Source organism: Stenotrophomonas sp. 3(2025), assembly GCF_052665395.1.
This window is the reverse complement of record NZ_JBQOIF010000001.1, coordinates 82,337-96,982: the sequence shown is the minus strand read 5'-3', so window position 1 is coordinate 96,982 and position 14,646 is coordinate 82,337. Positions and strand designations below refer to the sequence as shown.

General features: G+C 64.5%; 20 protein-coding genes. 13 read left to right on the top strand and 7 right to left on the bottom strand.

What is annotated here, in order from left to right; all coding sequences use genetic code 11:
* Positions 1-45: 45 nt before the first annotated feature.
* Positions 46-786 (bottom strand): DNA/RNA non-specific endonuclease, encoded by a 741-nt coding sequence (locus ACUXVE_RS00440; protein ID WP_317219658.1) that lies wholly within the window; start codon positions 784-786, stop codon positions 46-48.
* Between the two features lie 432 nt (positions 787-1,218).
* Between ACUXVE_RS00440 and ACUXVE_RS00435 the strand changes: the two genes are divergently transcribed.
* The 5 genes from ACUXVE_RS00435 to ACUXVE_RS00415 all read left to right on the top strand — a co-directional run bounded on the left by ACUXVE_RS00435 (position 1,219) and on the right by ACUXVE_RS00415 (position 4,193).
* Positions 1,219-1,407 (top strand): hypothetical protein, encoded by a 189-nt coding sequence (locus tag ACUXVE_RS00435; protein ID WP_445513566.1) that lies wholly within the window; start codon positions 1,219-1,221, stop codon positions 1,405-1,407.
* Positions 1,408-1,446: 39 nt separating this feature from the next.
* A complete protein-coding gene (locus ACUXVE_RS00430) occupies positions 1,447-2,028 on the top strand; it encodes a hypothetical protein (RefSeq protein ID WP_445513565.1) in 582 nt (193 codons plus the stop codon).
* A 123-nt stretch (positions 2,029-2,151) separates the two neighbouring features.
* The gene (locus ACUXVE_RS00425; RefSeq protein ID WP_445513564.1) at positions 2,152-2,499 is read left to right on the top strand and encodes a hypothetical protein; all 348 of its coding nucleotides are present in this window, start codon (positions 2,152-2,154) and stop codon (positions 2,497-2,499) included.
* 124 nt (positions 2,500-2,623) lie between these two features.
* Positions 2,624-3,388, top strand: coding sequence for a DUF72 domain-containing protein (locus ACUXVE_RS00420; protein WP_445513563.1), 765 nt, complete (start codon positions 2,624-2,626; stop codon positions 3,386-3,388).
* Positions 3,381-4,193, top strand: coding sequence for a DNA-formamidopyrimidine glycosylase family protein (locus ACUXVE_RS00415; RefSeq protein ID WP_445513562.1), 813 nt, complete (start codon positions 3,381-3,383; stop codon positions 4,191-4,193). Before ACUXVE_RS00420 ends, ACUXVE_RS00415 begins: the two co-directional genes overlap by 8 nt.
* On the opposite strand, the gene ACUXVE_RS00410 is transcribed toward ACUXVE_RS00415, so the two are convergent.
* From ACUXVE_RS00410 to ACUXVE_RS00390, 5 genes are all read right to left on the bottom strand, one after another.
* On the bottom strand, positions 4,163-4,756 hold the full coding sequence (locus tag ACUXVE_RS00410) for a cysteine hydrolase family protein (RefSeq protein ID WP_445513561.1): 594 nt from the start codon (positions 4,754-4,756) through the stop codon (positions 4,163-4,165). The two genes, ACUXVE_RS00415 and ACUXVE_RS00410, sit on opposite strands and share 31 nt — an antisense overlap.
* Positions 4,757-4,876: 120 nt before the next feature.
* Positions 4,877-5,131, bottom strand: coding sequence for a hypothetical protein (locus ACUXVE_RS00405; RefSeq protein WP_445513560.1), 255 nt, complete (start codon positions 5,129-5,131; stop codon positions 4,877-4,879).
* 104 nt (positions 5,132-5,235) lie between these two features.
* Positions 5,236-5,523 (bottom strand): hypothetical protein, encoded by a 288-nt coding sequence (locus tag ACUXVE_RS00400; RefSeq protein ID WP_445513559.1) that lies wholly within the window; start codon positions 5,521-5,523, stop codon positions 5,236-5,238.
* A gap of 72 nt (positions 5,524-5,595) precedes the next feature.
* Positions 5,596-6,093, bottom strand: coding sequence for a YciE/YciF ferroxidase family protein (locus tag ACUXVE_RS00395; protein WP_445513558.1), 498 nt, complete (start codon positions 6,091-6,093; stop codon positions 5,596-5,598).
* Positions 6,094-6,240: 147 nt separating this feature from the next.
* On the bottom strand, positions 6,241-6,510 hold the full coding sequence (locus ACUXVE_RS00390; RefSeq protein ID WP_445513557.1) for a hypothetical protein: 270 nt from the start codon (positions 6,508-6,510) through the stop codon (positions 6,241-6,243).
* 187 nt (positions 6,511-6,697) lie between these two features.
* On the opposite strand from ACUXVE_RS00390, the gene ACUXVE_RS00385 reads away from it, so the two are divergent.
* Together ACUXVE_RS00385 and ACUXVE_RS00380 are read left to right on the top strand one after the other, a co-directional pair.
* Positions 6,698-7,168, top strand: a complete 471-nt coding sequence (locus ACUXVE_RS00385; RefSeq protein ID WP_445513556.1) for a BLUF domain-containing protein — start codon at positions 6,698-6,700, stop codon at positions 7,166-7,168.
* On the top strand, positions 7,165-7,611 hold the full coding sequence (locus ACUXVE_RS00380; protein WP_445513555.1) for a DUF1579 family protein: 447 nt from the start codon (positions 7,165-7,167) through the stop codon (positions 7,609-7,611). Before ACUXVE_RS00385 ends, ACUXVE_RS00380 begins: the two co-directional genes overlap by 4 nt.
* Positions 7,612-7,662: 51 nt before the next feature.
* On the opposite strand, the gene ACUXVE_RS00375 is transcribed toward ACUXVE_RS00380, so the two are convergent.
* Positions 7,663-7,899, bottom strand: coding sequence for a hypothetical protein (locus ACUXVE_RS00375; RefSeq protein ID WP_445513554.1), 237 nt, complete (start codon positions 7,897-7,899; stop codon positions 7,663-7,665).
* Between the two features lie 246 nt (positions 7,900-8,145).
* On the opposite strand from ACUXVE_RS00375, the gene ACUXVE_RS00370 reads away from it, so the two are divergent.
* The 6 genes from ACUXVE_RS00370 (at position 8,146) to ACUXVE_RS00345 (ending at position 14,622) form a co-directional block, all read left to right on the top strand.
* The gene (locus tag ACUXVE_RS00370; protein ID WP_445513553.1) at positions 8,146-8,679 is read left to right on the top strand and encodes a sugar dehydrogenase complex small subunit; all 534 of its coding nucleotides are present in this window, start codon (positions 8,146-8,148) and stop codon (positions 8,677-8,679) included.
* A 46-nt stretch (positions 8,680-8,725) separates the two neighbouring features.
* On the top strand, positions 8,726-10,366 hold the full coding sequence (locus ACUXVE_RS00365) for a GMC family oxidoreductase (RefSeq protein ID WP_032974706.1): 1,641 nt from the start codon (positions 8,726-8,728) through the stop codon (positions 10,364-10,366).
* Entirely contained in the window at positions 10,363-11,760 is a 1,398-nt protein-coding gene (locus tag ACUXVE_RS00360) for a c-type cytochrome (protein WP_445513552.1), read from the top strand. The genes ACUXVE_RS00365 and ACUXVE_RS00360 overlap by 4 nt, the downstream gene beginning before the upstream one ends.
* Positions 11,757-13,028, top strand: coding sequence for a carbohydrate porin (locus ACUXVE_RS00355; protein ID WP_445513551.1), 1,272 nt, complete (start codon positions 11,757-11,759; stop codon positions 13,026-13,028). The genes ACUXVE_RS00360 and ACUXVE_RS00355 overlap by 4 nt, the downstream gene beginning before the upstream one ends.
* 258 nt (positions 13,029-13,286) lie before the next feature.
* Positions 13,287-13,697, top strand: a complete 411-nt coding sequence (locus ACUXVE_RS00350; protein WP_445513550.1) for a hypothetical protein — start codon at positions 13,287-13,289, stop codon at positions 13,695-13,697.
* A gap of 112 nt (positions 13,698-13,809) precedes the next feature.
* The gene (locus ACUXVE_RS00345; RefSeq protein WP_222389508.1) at positions 13,810-14,622 is read left to right on the top strand and encodes a hypothetical protein; all 813 of its coding nucleotides are present in this window, start codon (positions 13,810-13,812) and stop codon (positions 14,620-14,622) included.
* The last annotated feature ends 24 nt before the right edge of the window (positions 14,623-14,646 follow it).

Below are 14,646 nucleotides of genomic sequence, written 5' to 3'. Positions count from 1 at the left end.
GCAGCGCAGGCCCGGCGGAGAAGACTCTGCCGGGCCATCCGCCGCTCAGCTCAGATCGCATCCGCTCGGCAGCGGCCAGCTGGCACTGGGCAGCATGTTCTTCAGCGACGCCGGCGCGTTGATCGCCACGTAGCTGGCACCCAGCAGCTCTTCCAGATCCGCGATGGTGACCAGATAACTGTCCAGACTGCCCAGACCCGCTTCATTGGGAATGATCCAGCTGATGGCCTTGGCGGTGCCGGTGTTTGGATCCTTGGTGATGATCGTCTTCCAGAAGAATTCCGGGGTCGGAATGCCATGGCTGGCCAGGAAATGGTCATTGGACGCATCGCCATAGACAACGCCGCCATAGACGTCGACCGGGGCGATGTCCCGGTAGCACTCGGCCACGTTCTCGGCCTTCACCCAGATGCCCTGGTTGAAGCTGGACACCTGCGGCACGATGTTGGTCATGTAGTTGGCGCGGCGGATGTAAGTGGCCTCGTAGTCCATGTGATTGGACGTCACCAGATGTCCCCGGTCATAGCCGGACTGCACGCTGGCATAGGAGGCGGTGCTGGTCTGGCCGAGGCAGCCTGCCGGCAGGTCCGGGTCCTTGTAGAAGCTGGACGGGCGGGCCGCCGAGCCGGTGTCCGCCACCAGCGTGTATTCGTAACGGGTCGCGCTGTGGATACTGCAGTCATAGGTCAATACGAACCCACCCTTGTTGAGGGTCACGACCTGGGCATGTGCGGCCCCGGCAAAAGTGCTGAAAACAAGGGCAAGGAAGAACGTGGCAAGGCGCATTGCGGATCTCCATGGATAGGGGCAGGGCGCAGCCGTCCACCACGGCAGGCGAGGCTTTTCCGTGTGCAGGACGATGCGGTGACAGGTGTCGGGGATGCGATCCGGCCGTAGCCGGTATTGCCTGGGATCTCGACCGCGCACTGGCGTCAGGAAAGCTATCGCGGTGTCGTTAGCGTCTTTTTTTGTCGTCAACAGGTCAACGACCAAAGTGCGAAGGTGTGACTGCGCGCAAGCACTGGGCTCCTGTCAGATCAAGGTGCCCATGCATGAAAGAATGACCTGTTAGCGGCGTGGCCCTTGCCCGGTGGATAGCTGTCCGCAGGGCGCGTGCCGACGATTGACGTGACGCATCACGGCCGGGCAACCCGATGCCCGTAGCGTCCGCGCCGCGCTGGCGCTATGCTCGCCGTAAAAAGGGCATACGCAGATGAAATGGACTTCCATCGCGGCCGCAACACGCTGCGCGCTGCTCACGAACAGCTGCTTGCGCGATATCCCTTCCAACGCCAGTTGGCCGTTCCTGCGCCGGGCGCACCGTCCACCGACGCGCTTGAAGAAGAGCTGAGAACCTGCGGCGAGAACTGCAACGCCTACCTCGCGGCGCCTCTGCAGATGCGGTAGAACCTGCATGTCGCCCGGCATTTCAATGGAACCGGACAGATGAAGCGAACGATTGCAATGGTAGCGCTGTTGATGCTGTCGACAGCAGCGAGCGCGGGCGTGGAAAACATCAAGGAATCGAAGAAACTCAAGCCGGACGAAGGCATCCTGGTCACTTCGCTCACCTGCGCAGATCGGATCAACTTCGTGCAGCTCTACCTGTCCGGAAACGCGTCGACCGGCTTCTGGGGTCCGTACAGGTTCGATTCCGTAGCCACCTGCGCAAAGGGCCTGAAGACCCGCCCCGTCAAGGCTGGCCGCTACTACATCGGTTGGATTGGCATCGGGCAGCAGGGCATCGCCATTGCCGAGCCCCAGGCGGTCAGCTTCACGATCGAGGCAGGCAAGCTCAATTACATCGGTGACATCTACGTCGGCGACGTTTCACCCTTCCGCCTGGACAACGAAACACTGTTGCGGACAACCGGCAATCTGGTCAGCGTCGTCGATCAGGAGGCACGGGCGCGAGCTGCCTTGGCAGCCGATCACGCCTGGTTGCTCTCACGCTATGAGTTTGTCAGTGCTCCCGCGGCGACGCCGCCGAGAGTGGAAGAAGGTAACCAGCATCCGGCCAGGCCTTGAAATCAACGGCTCACGCGGGGAAGCAGGCAGGGATCGACCTGCACGCAACGGCCATCCATTCTTGACGGCGCCTTGGCGCCGGACGTGGATACTTCCGCCGTCATTGGCCGAGGAGGACTGAAAATGGGTAGCACCGAGACCAGCAGGGCGCCGCGCATTCTGCGCGTGGAAGTGATGCCGCTGGACTGCGGGGAAACCGCAGTGGTGGTGGAACTGGCATCGCCCCCCGGCAGGGCCTGGGAGAAGGCACTGAAGCGCGTGATTTCTGAAACCGAGGGGCTTGAATCGGCGCAGTCGCGCTGTGACGGCCGCTTCGTCTACATCATCGGTATCGAGCCCGGTGGCCGTGGCACGCTCCATCGGGTGAACCAGGTCCTGGCCGCCACCCACGAACGCGTTGCACCGCGCAACGGGCATTCCATGCCGATACCACAGCAACCGGCAGGCGCCATGGTCAACGCCAGCCTCTGAGCAGCGATGGCCGATACACGGCAACCTGACGGCTGCAGGCCGGCCACGCCCGGCGGCACAGGCTTCACGCCGCAGCCAACGTGTGTTCACCATGTTGCTACGAGCCTGTCGCCACCGTAGCGCCATGGCACGTGAACTCCGTCATCCGCGACCGGGCCACCCGGTCGCCGTGGGCTGCGCAGGGTGGTCGCTGCCCACGGACATCGCCCACGCGTTTGCTGTGGGAGACAGTGCGCTGCAGCGCTATGCATCGCGCTTTCCGATCGTGGAGATCAATTCGTCGTTCTACAGACCACATCAGCCCGCCACGTATGCGCGCTGGGCGGCCAGCGTGCCGCACGGTTTCCGTTTCTCGGTGAAGATGCCGCAGGCCATTTCCCATGACGCGCGCCTGCGCGGTGCTGCGCCGTTGCTCGACACGTTCCTGCACGCGGCGGCGCATCTGGGTGATCGGCTGGGCGCCCTGTTGCTGCAGCTGCCGCCGAGCCTGGCCTACGATGGCCGCACGGCCTCGGCCTTCTTCCGAGCGCTGCGCCGGCGCAGCGCCGTGCGGGTCGCCTGCGAACCACGCCACCCGAGTTGGTTCGACGACAAGGCCGACGCGCTGCTGGATGACCACGGCATTTCCCGGGTCGCGGCCGATCCCGCCCGGGTTGCAGGGGCTGATCAGCCGGGCGGAGCCAGGCACTGGAGCTACTGGCGGTGGCACGGGCAGCCGCGCATGTACTACAGCGCCTACCAGCAACCGCAGCTCTGCAGTCTGGTGGCCGCCGCAGTAGAGGCCGCCCAGGCGGGGGAGGCGTGGATCATCCTTGACAACACGGCGCACGGCCACGCCGTGCCCAATGCACTGCAACTGCAGTCGATGCTGGAGCACGCCAATGCCTGAAGGTCCTTCCATCGTGCTGCTGCGCGAGGCCGCCGCCAGGTTCAAGGGAAAGACCGTCCGTGGCGTCAGTGGCAACAGCACGCTCGACCTGGCCTGCCTGGAGGGACGCCGGGTGCGGGCCGTGCGCAGCTGGGGCAAGCATTTCCTGCTGGAGTTCAGCCACGTCAGTCTGCGCATCCACCTGATGATGTTCGGCAGCTGGCGCATCGACGAGCGCAAGGAGACGCCAGCGCGGGTATCGCTGCGCTTTGACAACGGCGAACTGAACTTCTACACCTGCTCGGTGAAGCTGATCGATCAGCCGTTGGACGAGGTCTACGACTGGCGCACCGACGTGATGAGCGACCTGTGGGACCCCCGGCTTGCCCGCCGTCGCCTGAAGTCGATGCCCGATGTCCTGGTCTGCGATGCCCTGCTGGACCAGACGCTGTTCTCCGGTGTGGGCAACATCATCAAGAACGAGGTGCTGTTCCGCATCCGCGTCCACCCGGCCAACCCTGTTGGTGATCTTCCGCCGCGCAAGCTTGCCGAACTGGTCAAGCAGGCCCGCGAATACAGTTTCGACTTCCTGCGCTGGAAGCGCGGGTTCGAGCTGAAAGAGCACTGGCAAGTGCACACCCGGCGGACATGCCCCCGTTGTGGTGGTCCGATCAGCAAGGTCTACATGGGCACCACGCATCGGCGCACCTTCTTCTGCCCGGTGTGCCAGGTCGATTATCGCGCTGGGACGCCGCGGCCGCCGGCGAAGAAGCGCGCCCTGGCGAGAGGCCCGGTTCAGCGCGGTGGTGCCAGGCCCGTGCGTTGATATGAGGACGTGGATGACAGCGAAGCGATGATCTGACGGTTGCTGAGTACTTCGACGGCGCCCGATCGCTGCAGGGTCTGCAGGGCCGGCCGGCGGCGGTCCGGCAGGGCGGCGACCGCTTCCCGGGCGACCACCGTCGCGTACTCGTGCGAGTTGGCATCGATGGCAGTGGCCAGCACGCACGCGTCCAGTACCATGCCGGCCAGCACCAATCGCCGGGTGCCGAGCTTGGCCAGCAGCACCGGCAGTGGCGTGGCGAGGAAGGCGGAGTGCTTCGGCTTGAGGATGAAGTAGTGTTCCTCGCTGGGGGCAAGGTACTCGACGATCCGCGCCGAGGCGCCGCCCTTCTGCCGGCAGGCCTCGACCAGCTGCGGGAAGTCGCGCTGCCAGTTGCCGAAATTGTCATTGGCGTAGATCACCGGGCAGCGGTGCGCGTCGAATGCAGCACGCAGGCGGGCGGTGCGCTGGGCTGCACGTACGGCGTACGGAGCCAGTTGCCGCCCCTGTGGAAAGTCGAACAGGCTGAAAAGATCGATGATGAGCAGGGCGGTGGGCTGTTCCATGACAGGCTCCGAGCTGTCAGGCCCCCAGTGCCTGTTCGTCTTCGGCACCACGCACCAGCGCGCCGGAGCCGCCTGACGGGCGCGGGCTGGCCGGCCCCTTCGGCGGGAGCGCAGGCCCGATCACTGGCCAGCTCCGTCGTCCCCCTCACCCTTGTCCTGCCGAGCGGGCGTCACGCGCTTGCCAAGCCGTTGCGCCTGCTCATCCGGCGTGGCGGCGGCGACGAAGGGAGAGATCGGATCGCTGGCCGGGAACGTCTCCGTCAACGCCTGATCATGATTGGCACTGTTGTGGGCCTTGGCCTGTCCAGCGCTGGCAGCAGGCACCGCAGCCGCGTCGTCATCCGGATGGGGCAGGTCTTTCTGATCGCGCTGCATGACGTTTCCTCATTGATTGGACCGCATCGTGCGGGGGGCACGACAACGGTAAACGTGAACGCGTGAGTACCCGCATCAAGCCGGCGTGGACGCAACGTCAACAATCAAGGCGTCCTTCCATATGAGCTCGAAGGCGTTGCACGGTTGCGGCGCCACGCCAGCAGCTGTCCGATCAGCGCGGTTGCCAGCAACAGCAGGTTGGTGACCACGAACACGGTGGCGCCCAGCAGCGCGCTGTAGATCGTGAACAGGGTAGACGCGGTCATCTGCCCGATGAAAAGCCACTTCGAGACGGTTTCCGGGTGCGGCGAGTGCCATTGCTTGACCATCTGCCGGACCAGCGTGGCCATCAGTACGGCTGTGGCGGTCCATCCAAGTAGATCAGGATGCATACGTCATCCTCGCGCAGAAGCGCGCCGCCCCCTGGCGGGCGACGCGTAGGCTGATCTGCGGTGCACCTGCGATCACGCGGCCCGGGCGGCCTTGGCGTTGCCGCCGCTCTTGGCCAGCAGGGTCAGCTTCTCGTCCGTGGCCTTTTCTTCTTCCAGCGTTTCCAGCAGCAACGGCACAGCGTCCTTGTATCCGAGCTGCTTGGCCAGCGCGGCGATGGTGCCGTAGGAAGCGATTTCGTAATGCTCGACTTTCTGTGCGCCGCCAATCAGTGCTGCATCGCGCACTGGGCCCTTTTCAATGCTCTCGATGACTTCCTTGCCTTCTTCCACCAGGCCCTCCATCGCCGCGCACTTGATCCGCTTCAGGCGGATGCCCAGTACCTCCACGACCTGGTCGATGCGCTCGACCTGGCCCTGGGTCTCCTCGAGGTGTGTCTCGAACGCGGCGGCAAGTGCGGGATTTTCTGCGGCCCGGGCGAGCCGCGGCAGGGCCTTGGTCAGCTGCTTCTCGGCACTGTAGATGTCGGACAGTTCGTGGATGAAAAGGTCTTCAGCGGTCTTGATGGCCATGGCGCGCTCCAGCGGGGAAGGAGTGACGAGGCTATCCCGGCCGGTGTTGGGCTGCGGGGTAGATGCAGTGAACGGCGGATGCGCATCGAGCGCGCAGATGCATGCATTCCCCTCACGCCGGGCACTGGGCGCGCGTCGGAACCAGGCTCAGCGTTGGTCGGCCGCTGCTGCAGAGTGGCCGGTTGCCGCCAGATGTTCGCCGTCCACCAGGCGCGCATTGCTGACGGCCTGGTGCGACCCGCACCTTCCGCAGGTCAGCAGCGTGCCCCCCGTCATCCGCTTGAGCTCCGCGTCGGCGCGGGACACGTGGTGGCACTGGTTGCAGCGGAACGCGATAGCGGTGACCTGATCGATGCAGCCTCGCGCATCGGTCGCGTAGTCCACTGAAAAGACGTAGAAGAGTCCGGTGTCAGGCATGAAATCGATCTCGCAGGCGGAGTTGTTTCATGCCATGGGGCAGCAGTGCATGGCGTGAATCCTGCCGGGGTTCCTTTTCACATTTCACTGAATTGTTCTGTTTCAGGCTGCGCCTGCTGCCCTGCCTCAACCGGCCTTCTGCTACGGTTGGGAGCCCATTGCAGGGAGGTCGGCAGGGAGGTCGAACGTGCCCATCAGAGCCGTTGTGTATACCAGCGAGGCGGCAGCGGATATTGCTGCCAGCCGGCTGGGCCAGGCCGGGGGCAGGCTGTGCGACATCGTGGATGACGCAGCACGTTTCAACCGCGATGCCGGCGTCACCGGCGTACTGCTGTTCGACGGGGTGCGCTTCGTGCAATGCATGGAAGGCCCGGACGATGGCCTGCAGGTGGCATATTCCCGGGTACTGGGTGCCAGCAGCCACAGCGGCCTGATCGAACTGCAGCGGGGCAGGGTGGGGCAGAGACGCCTGCCTTTCTGGCCCATGCGTTGGCTGGCGGTGGAGCCGACGGAGCTGAGGCGGGTGGCCGGCGCGGACTGGACCGGTTTCGTCCAGCGCGAAGGCACCGCTGCGCCCACCACTACTGCCACGGGCATGGAGCTGCTGCGCGCCCTGGTTGAACCCTATACCGCCTCACCCAGTACGGAGTCGCCATGACACAAGCAGCTTTCCACAGCGGACACCACCGCCGGCTGGACGTTCTTGCCGGAGCGTGGGAGACCACCCTCATCGCGCTGCAATCCGACGGCAGCACGGGCGGGGTGTCGTTCGCATCGGACGTCTACACGTGGATGCCCAACGGTCACTTCCTGGTGCATGAGGTCGACGCGATGATGGACGGGCAGCGTGTGCGCTCCACGGAAATCATCGGCGTCGATGTTGAAGCCGGTGGTTTCTTCAGCCGCAGCTACGACGCTGATGGTGGCACCAGCGATTTCACTTCACGACTTGATGGCGGCAGGTACACCATCCAGGGTCAGTCCCAGCGGTTCGACGGCGTAATCAGCAGCGACCGGAAGTTGCTGACCGGGGAATGGGAGCATCGGGTCGGCGATGACTGGATCCCGTTCGTCCGCATCGTGCTTGAAAGGGCCGAGTAGATTCGCTTGTTCCGCAGCCCGCCGGACCGGGGACGTTGCGGTCGGTCGCGCCTAGCGCTTGGGCGGCGGCGGCGCGGCTTCTTTCCCGCGTTCGGCCTCTGGCCCCGAGGCCTGGTCTTCGGAGGCGGCGGTGCCGCTGCCGCCGCCGGGCACGTTGCGCGCCGACGCGCTGGCCGCTGGTGGGGTTTGCCGAACCGCATCGGCATGTTGTGCCTTATCGGTCGGTTCGCCTTGGTTGCAGGCCGACAATGCCATCGTCGCCACGGCACACAGCAGCAGTACCCGCATGGCCACTCTCCAGAGTAGGAAACCCCTTGTTTCTAGCGTTGAGCGCGTTGTGCGGGCGTGACGGGGGTGGCAGCGCACCGGCTGAAATCTGCCTCTGCTGGTGCCGGGAGAAGGGCGCTTCGCCGCGCTGCGGCGCTTCCTGCTCACTCCGCGACGACGTTCAGGTGCGTTAAAGTTGCCCGAGTAGGTGCCCCCCGCGTCGCGGTCAGGGGCAGCCGAAGAAGTGACGCATCAGGAGTCCACATCATGAGTGTTCCCGAGGGGTTGGAAGGGAGTGGGCAAGGCCTGACGCGCAGAACCTTCCTGCTGGCCGTTGGCTCCGCTTCGCTGCTTGTTGCCTGCAACGGCAAGGCGCCAGCAACCCATGCCGGTGCCACGCCAGCGAGACGGACGGACGGGCGCTTTCTGCAGCTCTGCCAGGCACTGACCGGCAAGTCCGACCTTGATCCGGCAACCGCCGCGCGCATCGAAGCCGCCTTCGCCAAGCTGCATCCCGACATGCACGCCCAGTTCTCCGCACTCGCGGCCAAAGCGCAACAGGTGCAGGGCCCTGAAGCGCTGCTGGCGGCTGTTGGCGATGCACGGCCGACAGCGCTGGCCATCATCACTGCCTGGTACACCGGCAGCGTAGGCAAGGGGCCGCAGGCCATCACCGTGTCCTATCGCGATGCGCTGATGCAGCGCCCGGTGGACGATGGCCTGTTCCCGCCCACCTATGCACAAGGCGGTCCGGCATGGTGGACGGCCGAGCCGCCGGCGGCGGTACGCGCGCACGGCTGAGCCTGCGCTTCCAGCTCTTTTCCCGTAATTGTTATGGATTCCCCTCATGAAAGCTCCGGTTTTCCGTGATGGCGACGCCGATGCCGATGTTGTGATCGTCGGTTCGGGCGTCGTCGGCGCCTTGATCGCCCACCAGTTGGTTCGTGCCGGAAAATCGGTTCTTGTGCTTGAGGCGGGCCCCCGCCTGCATCGTTCCGACGTGGTCGAGAACTGGCGGAACGTCAGCTTCGAACGACGCATCGGCAGTGATTTCCAGGGGCCGTATCCACAGTCACCGCTTGCCACCGCGCCGCTGTATTTCCCGGCCAACGACTACGTGGGCCTGACCGGCCCCGACGCCAGCAGCTTCCATCAGGGCTTCATCAAGGCCGTGGGTGGCACCACCTGGCACTGGGCCGCCTCCTGCTGGCGCCACCTGCCGGTGGACTTCAGGATGCAGAGCACCTACGGGGTGGGCCGCGACTGGCCGATCAGCTACGACGACATCGAGCCTTATTACTGCCGCGCCGAGGAGGCGATGGGCGTCTCCGGGCCGAATGATCCGGACAAGCAGAGCCCCTCCGAGCGATCCAGGCCTTACCTTGCCGACATGATCCCGTGGGGCAACGGTGACAAGGTGTTCGCCGAGGTGGTCAATCCGCATGGCTACAACCTGGTGCCCATTCCGCAGGGCCGCATGGTCACGCCCTGGAATGACCGGCCCGCCTGCTGTGGCAACAACAACTGCCAACCGATCTGCCCGATCGGCGCGATGTACAACGGCATCCACACCATCGAAGCAGCCGAGAAACTGGGCGCGCAGGTGCTGGCCGAAGCAGTGGCCTACAAGATCGATACCGACGCGCAGAACCGGGTAACGGCCATCCACTGGTATGACAACAACAAGGTCAGCCACAAGGCCACCGGCCGCAGTTTCGTGATTGCGTGCAATGCACTGGAGACGCCGCGTCTGCTGCTGCTTGCCGCCAATGAGCAGAACCCGAACGGTATCGCCAACAGTTCCGACCAGGTCGGGCGCAACATGCTCGACCATTCCGGGTTCCACTGCTCGTTCATTGCCGACAGGCCGATCTGGCTGGGCCGTGGACCGGCGCAGTCCAGCTGCATGGTAGGTCCGCGCGACGGCGCCTTCCGCTCGCAGTACTCGGCCACCAAGATCATCCTCAACAACATCAGCCGGGTGGCGATCGCCACCGACCAGGCGCTGAAGAAGGGCCTGGTCGGCGACGCGCTGGATGCGGAGATCCGCCGCCGTGCGGTCTTCGGCGTGGATCTTTCGATCAGCCTGGAACCCTTGCCAGATCCCAGCAACCGCCTGACGCTGTCGAAAACGCGGGTCGATGGTCATGGCCTGGCCTGCCCGGACATCCACTACTCGCTGGGCGACTACGCCCGCAAGGGCTATGACGAGTCCTGCAAGCAGTTGCGTCACATCGGCTCGCTGTTCAACGCCGAGGAGTTCGTCATCACCACGGCGCTCAACGCCAACAACCACATCATGGGCTCGACCATCATGGGCGCGGATCCGCGCGATTCGGTGGTCGATGGCGATTGCCGCGCACACGATCATCCCAACCTGTGGCTCCCGGGCGGTGGCCCGATGGTGTCGGCCAGCGTGGTCAACAGCACCTTGACCATGGCCGCGCTTGCGCTGAAGGCAGCAGATGCCATCGAGCGTGCAGCATGAAGACCTTCGCCTCGGCTCTGCTGATGCTGCTGGCTGCAGCCAGTCAATCCGCGCACGCAGATGAGGTCGCCGAACGCGGGCGCTACCTGTCTGTCGCTGCGGACTGCGTGGCATGCCACACCAGCCCCAAGCAGGGCAAACCCTACGCAGGCGGCTACGCGATTGCCTCGCCGCTGGGTGAGATATGGGCAAGCAACATCACGCCCTCCAGAAGCCATGGCATCGGCCTGTACAGCGAAGACGATTTCGCCAGGGCGGTACGCGAAGGCGTGCGCAAGGACGGCGCCCATCTGTATCCGGCGATGCCTTATACCTCGTATGCCAAGCTGACCGACGAGGACATCCACGCGCTGTATACCTACTTCATGAAGGAGGTGGCGCCGGTCGATGAGGAAGCTCACGCGACCGAGCTGCCGTTCCCCTTCAGCATCCGCCAGTCCATGGCGGTGTGGAACCTGCTGTTCCTGGACAAGGAAACGTTCACCCCCGATGCGGGCAGGAGCGCGCAGTGGAATCGCGGCGCCTATCTGGTGGAGGGTCTGGCGCACTGCTCCAGCTGCCACAGTCCGCGCGGGCTGATGATGCAGGAAGTGGACGGCAAGGCCTTCGCCGGCGGATCGCTGGGTGACTGGTACGCCCCCAACATCACCTCACACCCCACCAGCGGCATCGGGGGTTGGAGCGATGCCGAGCTGGCCCAGTACCTGAAGACCGGCCGCGTTGCCGGCAAGGCGCAGGCCGGGGGTGGCATGGCCGAAGCGGTGAGCAACAGCCTGTCCAAGCTGCAGGACGATGATATCGCGGCCATCGTCGCCTACCTGCGCACGGTGCCGGCCGTGGCCGATCCTGAGGCCACCCGGGCCGCCTTCGCGTGGGGAGACGCCGCCACGGCGCCGGGTGAGCAGCCGGTACGCGGCACGAGTGCTGCATTGGCCTCCGGCGGGGTGCTGTACTCAGGCTTGTGCGCAAGCTGCCATGGATCCAGGGGCGAGGGCAGCAGGGACGGGTACTACCCCTCCCTGGTGCACAACACCACCGTCGGTATGACCCGCCCGCAGAACCTGATCGCCACCATTCTCGGCGGCGTTGACCGCGACGTGCATGGCGAGCATGCGTTGATGCCGCACTTCTCGAAAGGCTCGTTCGTACAGGACCTGAGTGACGCCGATATCGCAGCGGTGGCGACCTACGTGCGCGCGCAGTTCGGGCCGGGCGACCAGGTCACCGAAGCGCAGGTGGCGTTGACCCGTGCTGGCGGCGAGAAGCCACTTCTGGCGAAGATTGCACGCTTGTGGCTGCCGATGCTCATCCTTGCCGTGCTGGCGTTGGTAGGCATGGTGCTGCTGGTGCGCCGCGCGTGGAAGACCCGGAAGGCGCGGAGGGCGGCTGCATGAATTTCGTATCCTTGACCGGCATCGGGCTGCTCGCCTTCATCGTCAACGGGCCGGTGTCGGCCGCCGAAGCAAGTGGCACCGCCAAGCCCAAGCCGGTAGACAGCGTCGTGCAGACGCCGCTGAGTGCGGACTGGGCTGCGCGCCTCTGGCTGCAGGACCGCGGTGTCACGCCGAGTGCGCGCATCGTGATCGGCAGTGGCGTCAACAGCGACGGATACAAGGGCAGTGGCTGGTCCACCGCCGAGCACATCGACCTGGGCGCGACGATCGACACCGGCAAGGCACTCGGCTTCGACGGCACCCTGCGCGTGGTGTTCTCCGATCGCTTCGGCAACGCCATCAATGAACGATCCACCGGTTCCTACATCCAGAACCAGGCCTTCTATGGCCAGGGCCAGAACCTGCGTTTCAACGAGCTCTCCTACGAGCGTTGGCTGCTGGACAAGCGGTTGAGCCTGAAGGGTGGCTTCTACTCGATGGGCAACGACTTCGGTGGCTTGCCTTACACCTGCAACTTCAACAACAACGGCCAGTGCGGGCATCCGCTGGGCCCGATCTACAGTTCTGGCTGGCTGGACAATCCGACAGGCCAATGGGGCCTGCGGGTAAAGTGGAACAATCCCTCAGGCTGGTACGCGCAGACCGGCATCTACGACGTCAATCCAACGCGCAAGCAGGCCAACAGCGGCTTCCGTGTTTCGACGAAGGGAAAGACCGGCCTGTTCCTGCCGGTCGAGCTGGGCTACAGCCATGGCAAGTCCGGAGAGGACTATGGCGGTACCTACAAGGTCGGCTACTACCTGGATACCTCCAACGCCGATGACATCGGTGACCCGACGGCACCTCGCGCTTCGCATCGCAGTGGTTCGTACGTGCAGGCCGCGCAGCGGGTGTGGAAGCCCGAGGGTGACACGGTGCGCGGCATTTCGGTGTTCGGCGTGGCCACCCGGGCGGATGCAAAGACCGGGCTGATGCGCTACTCGTGGGAAGCGGGCGTGAGCTGGCGTGGTGTGATCGCATCGCGCGAGGATGACGTGCTCAGCCTGGCCTGGAACCGGCTGGACATCTCCGACCGGCTCGCCCGCCATCAGCAGCTCGCCGGAAAGGATGTGCAGAGCAACGAGCAGTTCGTCGAGCTGAACTACGGCGTGCAGGTCGCCCCGTGGCTGGTGCTGCGGCCGGCGGTGCAGTACGTGGCACGGCCCGGCGCCTATGCCAGCCGGCCCGACAGCTGGGTGTTCACCCTGCAGGCGCAGGCAACGCTGTAGCGCTGCGTCAAATAATTGACCATTTTCCCCGGCGATATTCCGGGGTCCAATGGATTATCTGCACTTTCTACTTTTGCGACGCCGCGCACGATATTCATTGATTATAGGATCATACTTCGCCGCAACTGCAGGAGCGGATGCAAGGTTCGCCCTCCGGCCCGGATCAACGAACGGGCCGCATGCAGAAGCGGGAATACACGATTGGCGTAACAAGAATTCCAGGCTTGTACATACGTCCAAATGCGAAGGGGGCAGGGGATGCGCACGCGAACCTTTGGAATGCTGGCCGTCGGCATGGTCGCCTTGTTGGGATTTGAAGGGGCGGCCATGGCGGACTTGCCGAAGAACATGATTTTCTTCATGTCCGGAACAGCTTGCCCGGCAGGCAGCAGCCGGCTCACCAATGCGAATGGCAGGATGCTGCTGGTGGCCAACGATACGGGTGCGATCGGGTCGACCTCGGGAAAGGCGCTGGCAGACCGCGAAGATCGCAGGCACAAGCACAAGGCGAAGGTTTCGGCCAATTTGAACGAGCATTCGATATCGGCCGCCAGCAGTTGCTGCAACAGCCAATCGACCCGCAAGGGAGAGCACTCTGCGGAGCTGGAGACCGACGAGTCGACATCCGCGCTGCCGTTCGTTCAATTGCTTGCCTGCAAGGTCGATTGACTTCTCCTTCAAGCTGCACGTTTTCCAACATCAAGCGCCGTGCTGCGACCTCGGGTCCAGTACATGCCTGACCACGACCGCTTTCGCCTCACGCTCACTCAAAAGGTGCGACATGGCTACCACGCGTCGTCTTTCCCGGCCAACCCAGGCCCCGCTGCTCGCAGCTCTGCTCCTGTACGCATCGGCGCCGCAGATCGTTGCAGCAGCTGATGCCATGCCATTCTTCACGCAGGCCTATTTTGCCGGCACATGCCCAGAGGGCTGGACATCGGTCGATGGTGCCAAGGGACGCTTTGTGGTGCCCGCGCCCCTGGGCGCCGGTGTCGGCGGCTTTGCCGGAGATGCGCTCGATGGAAAAAAGCCTCCGGCGCACAGGCATCAGCGCATCAACGGCAAGATCAATCTCCCATCGAAGAATTTCGTGCTGATCGGCGGTTGCTGCAATGGCAGCCTGGGTGATTCCGGGGACTATGCGGTGAGCGGTGCCTCCGAGGAGGCGAGCGGTGACCTGCCTTACGCCCAGTACGGCCTCTGCATCAAGACCTCCAATGGCGATGGTTCTGCCATCCCGTCAGGTCTGATGACCTTCATGGCACAGACGATGTGTCCTGCATCGTGGGAGGTGGAAAACTCAGTTGCGGGGCGCTATATCGTCGCGCTCCCCGATAATGGCACGCCCTACTACCAGTTCGGCGGGAAGCCGCTGGATCCAAGCGAAGTGCGCAGCCACGTGCATGGCGTTCAGGGAAAGATTCCGTTCAGTGGCCATGACATCGCCGGCGCCAGCGGCTGCTGCGCCAGCGGCTATGCGTCCAAGGGCGATTTCAACATCGTCGATACAAAGACGGCGCCGGTTGCCGGGCAGCCGTCCGACAGCGCGGTGCAGGCGCCGTACTACACCGCGCTGATGTGCCGGAAGCACTGAGTCCGGCTTTCGAAGGGCAGGGAG

Coding starts and splice junctions, on each gene's coding strand:
- ACUXVE_RS00415 (WP_445513562.1), top strand. CDS start 3,381: ATGCCTGAAGGTCCTTCCATCGTGCTGCTGCGCGAGGCCGCCGCCAGG.
- ACUXVE_RS00405 (WP_445513560.1), bottom strand. CDS start 5,131: ATGCAGCGCGATCAGAAAGACCTGCCCCATCCGGATGACGACGCGGCT.
- ACUXVE_RS00395 (WP_445513558.1), bottom strand. CDS start 6,093: ATGGCCATCAAGACCGCTGAAGACCTTTTCATCCACGAACTGTCCGAC.
- ACUXVE_RS00360 (WP_445513552.1), top strand. CDS start 10,363: ATGAAGACCTTCGCCTCGGCTCTGCTGATGCTGCTGGCTGCAGCCAGT.
- ACUXVE_RS00375 (WP_445513554.1), bottom strand. CDS start 7,899: ATGCGGGTACTGCTGCTGTGTGCCGTGGCGACGATGGCATTGTCGGCC.
- ACUXVE_RS00345 (WP_222389508.1), top strand. CDS start 13,810: ATGGCTACCACGCGTCGTCTTTCCCGGCCAACCCAGGCCCCGCTGCTC.
- ACUXVE_RS00440 (WP_317219658.1), bottom strand. CDS start 786: ATGCGCCTTGCCACGTTCTTCCTTGCCCTTGTTTTCAGCACTTTTGCC.
- ACUXVE_RS00435 (WP_445513566.1), top strand. CDS start 1,219: ATGGACTTCCATCGCGGCCGCAACACGCTGCGCGCTGCTCACGAACAG.
- ACUXVE_RS00430 (WP_445513565.1), top strand. CDS start 1,447: ATGAAGCGAACGATTGCAATGGTAGCGCTGTTGATGCTGTCGACAGCA.
- ACUXVE_RS00355 (WP_445513551.1), top strand. CDS start 11,757: ATGAATTTCGTATCCTTGACCGGCATCGGGCTGCTCGCCTTCATCGTC.
- ACUXVE_RS00380 (WP_445513555.1), top strand. CDS start 7,165: ATGACACAAGCAGCTTTCCACAGCGGACACCACCGCCGGCTGGACGTT.
- ACUXVE_RS00365 (WP_032974706.1), top strand. CDS start 8,726: ATGAAAGCTCCGGTTTTCCGTGATGGCGACGCCGATGCCGATGTTGTG.
- ACUXVE_RS00390 (WP_445513557.1), bottom strand. CDS start 6,510: ATGCCTGACACCGGACTCTTCTACGTCTTTTCAGTGGACTACGCGACC.
- ACUXVE_RS00370 (WP_445513553.1), top strand. CDS start 8,146: ATGAGTGTTCCCGAGGGGTTGGAAGGGAGTGGGCAAGGCCTGACGCGC.
- ACUXVE_RS00400 (WP_445513559.1), bottom strand. CDS start 5,523: ATGCATCCTGATCTACTTGGATGGACCGCCACAGCCGTACTGATGGCC.
- ACUXVE_RS00420 (WP_445513563.1), top strand. CDS start 2,624: ATGGCACGTGAACTCCGTCATCCGCGACCGGGCCACCCGGTCGCCGTG.
- ACUXVE_RS00410 (WP_445513561.1), bottom strand. CDS start 4,756: ATGGAACAGCCCACCGCCCTGCTCATCATCGATCTTTTCAGCCTGTTC.
- ACUXVE_RS00350 (WP_445513550.1), top strand. CDS start 13,287: ATGCGCACGCGAACCTTTGGAATGCTGGCCGTCGGCATGGTCGCCTTG.
- ACUXVE_RS00425 (WP_445513564.1), top strand. CDS start 2,152: ATGGGTAGCACCGAGACCAGCAGGGCGCCGCGCATTCTGCGCGTGGAA.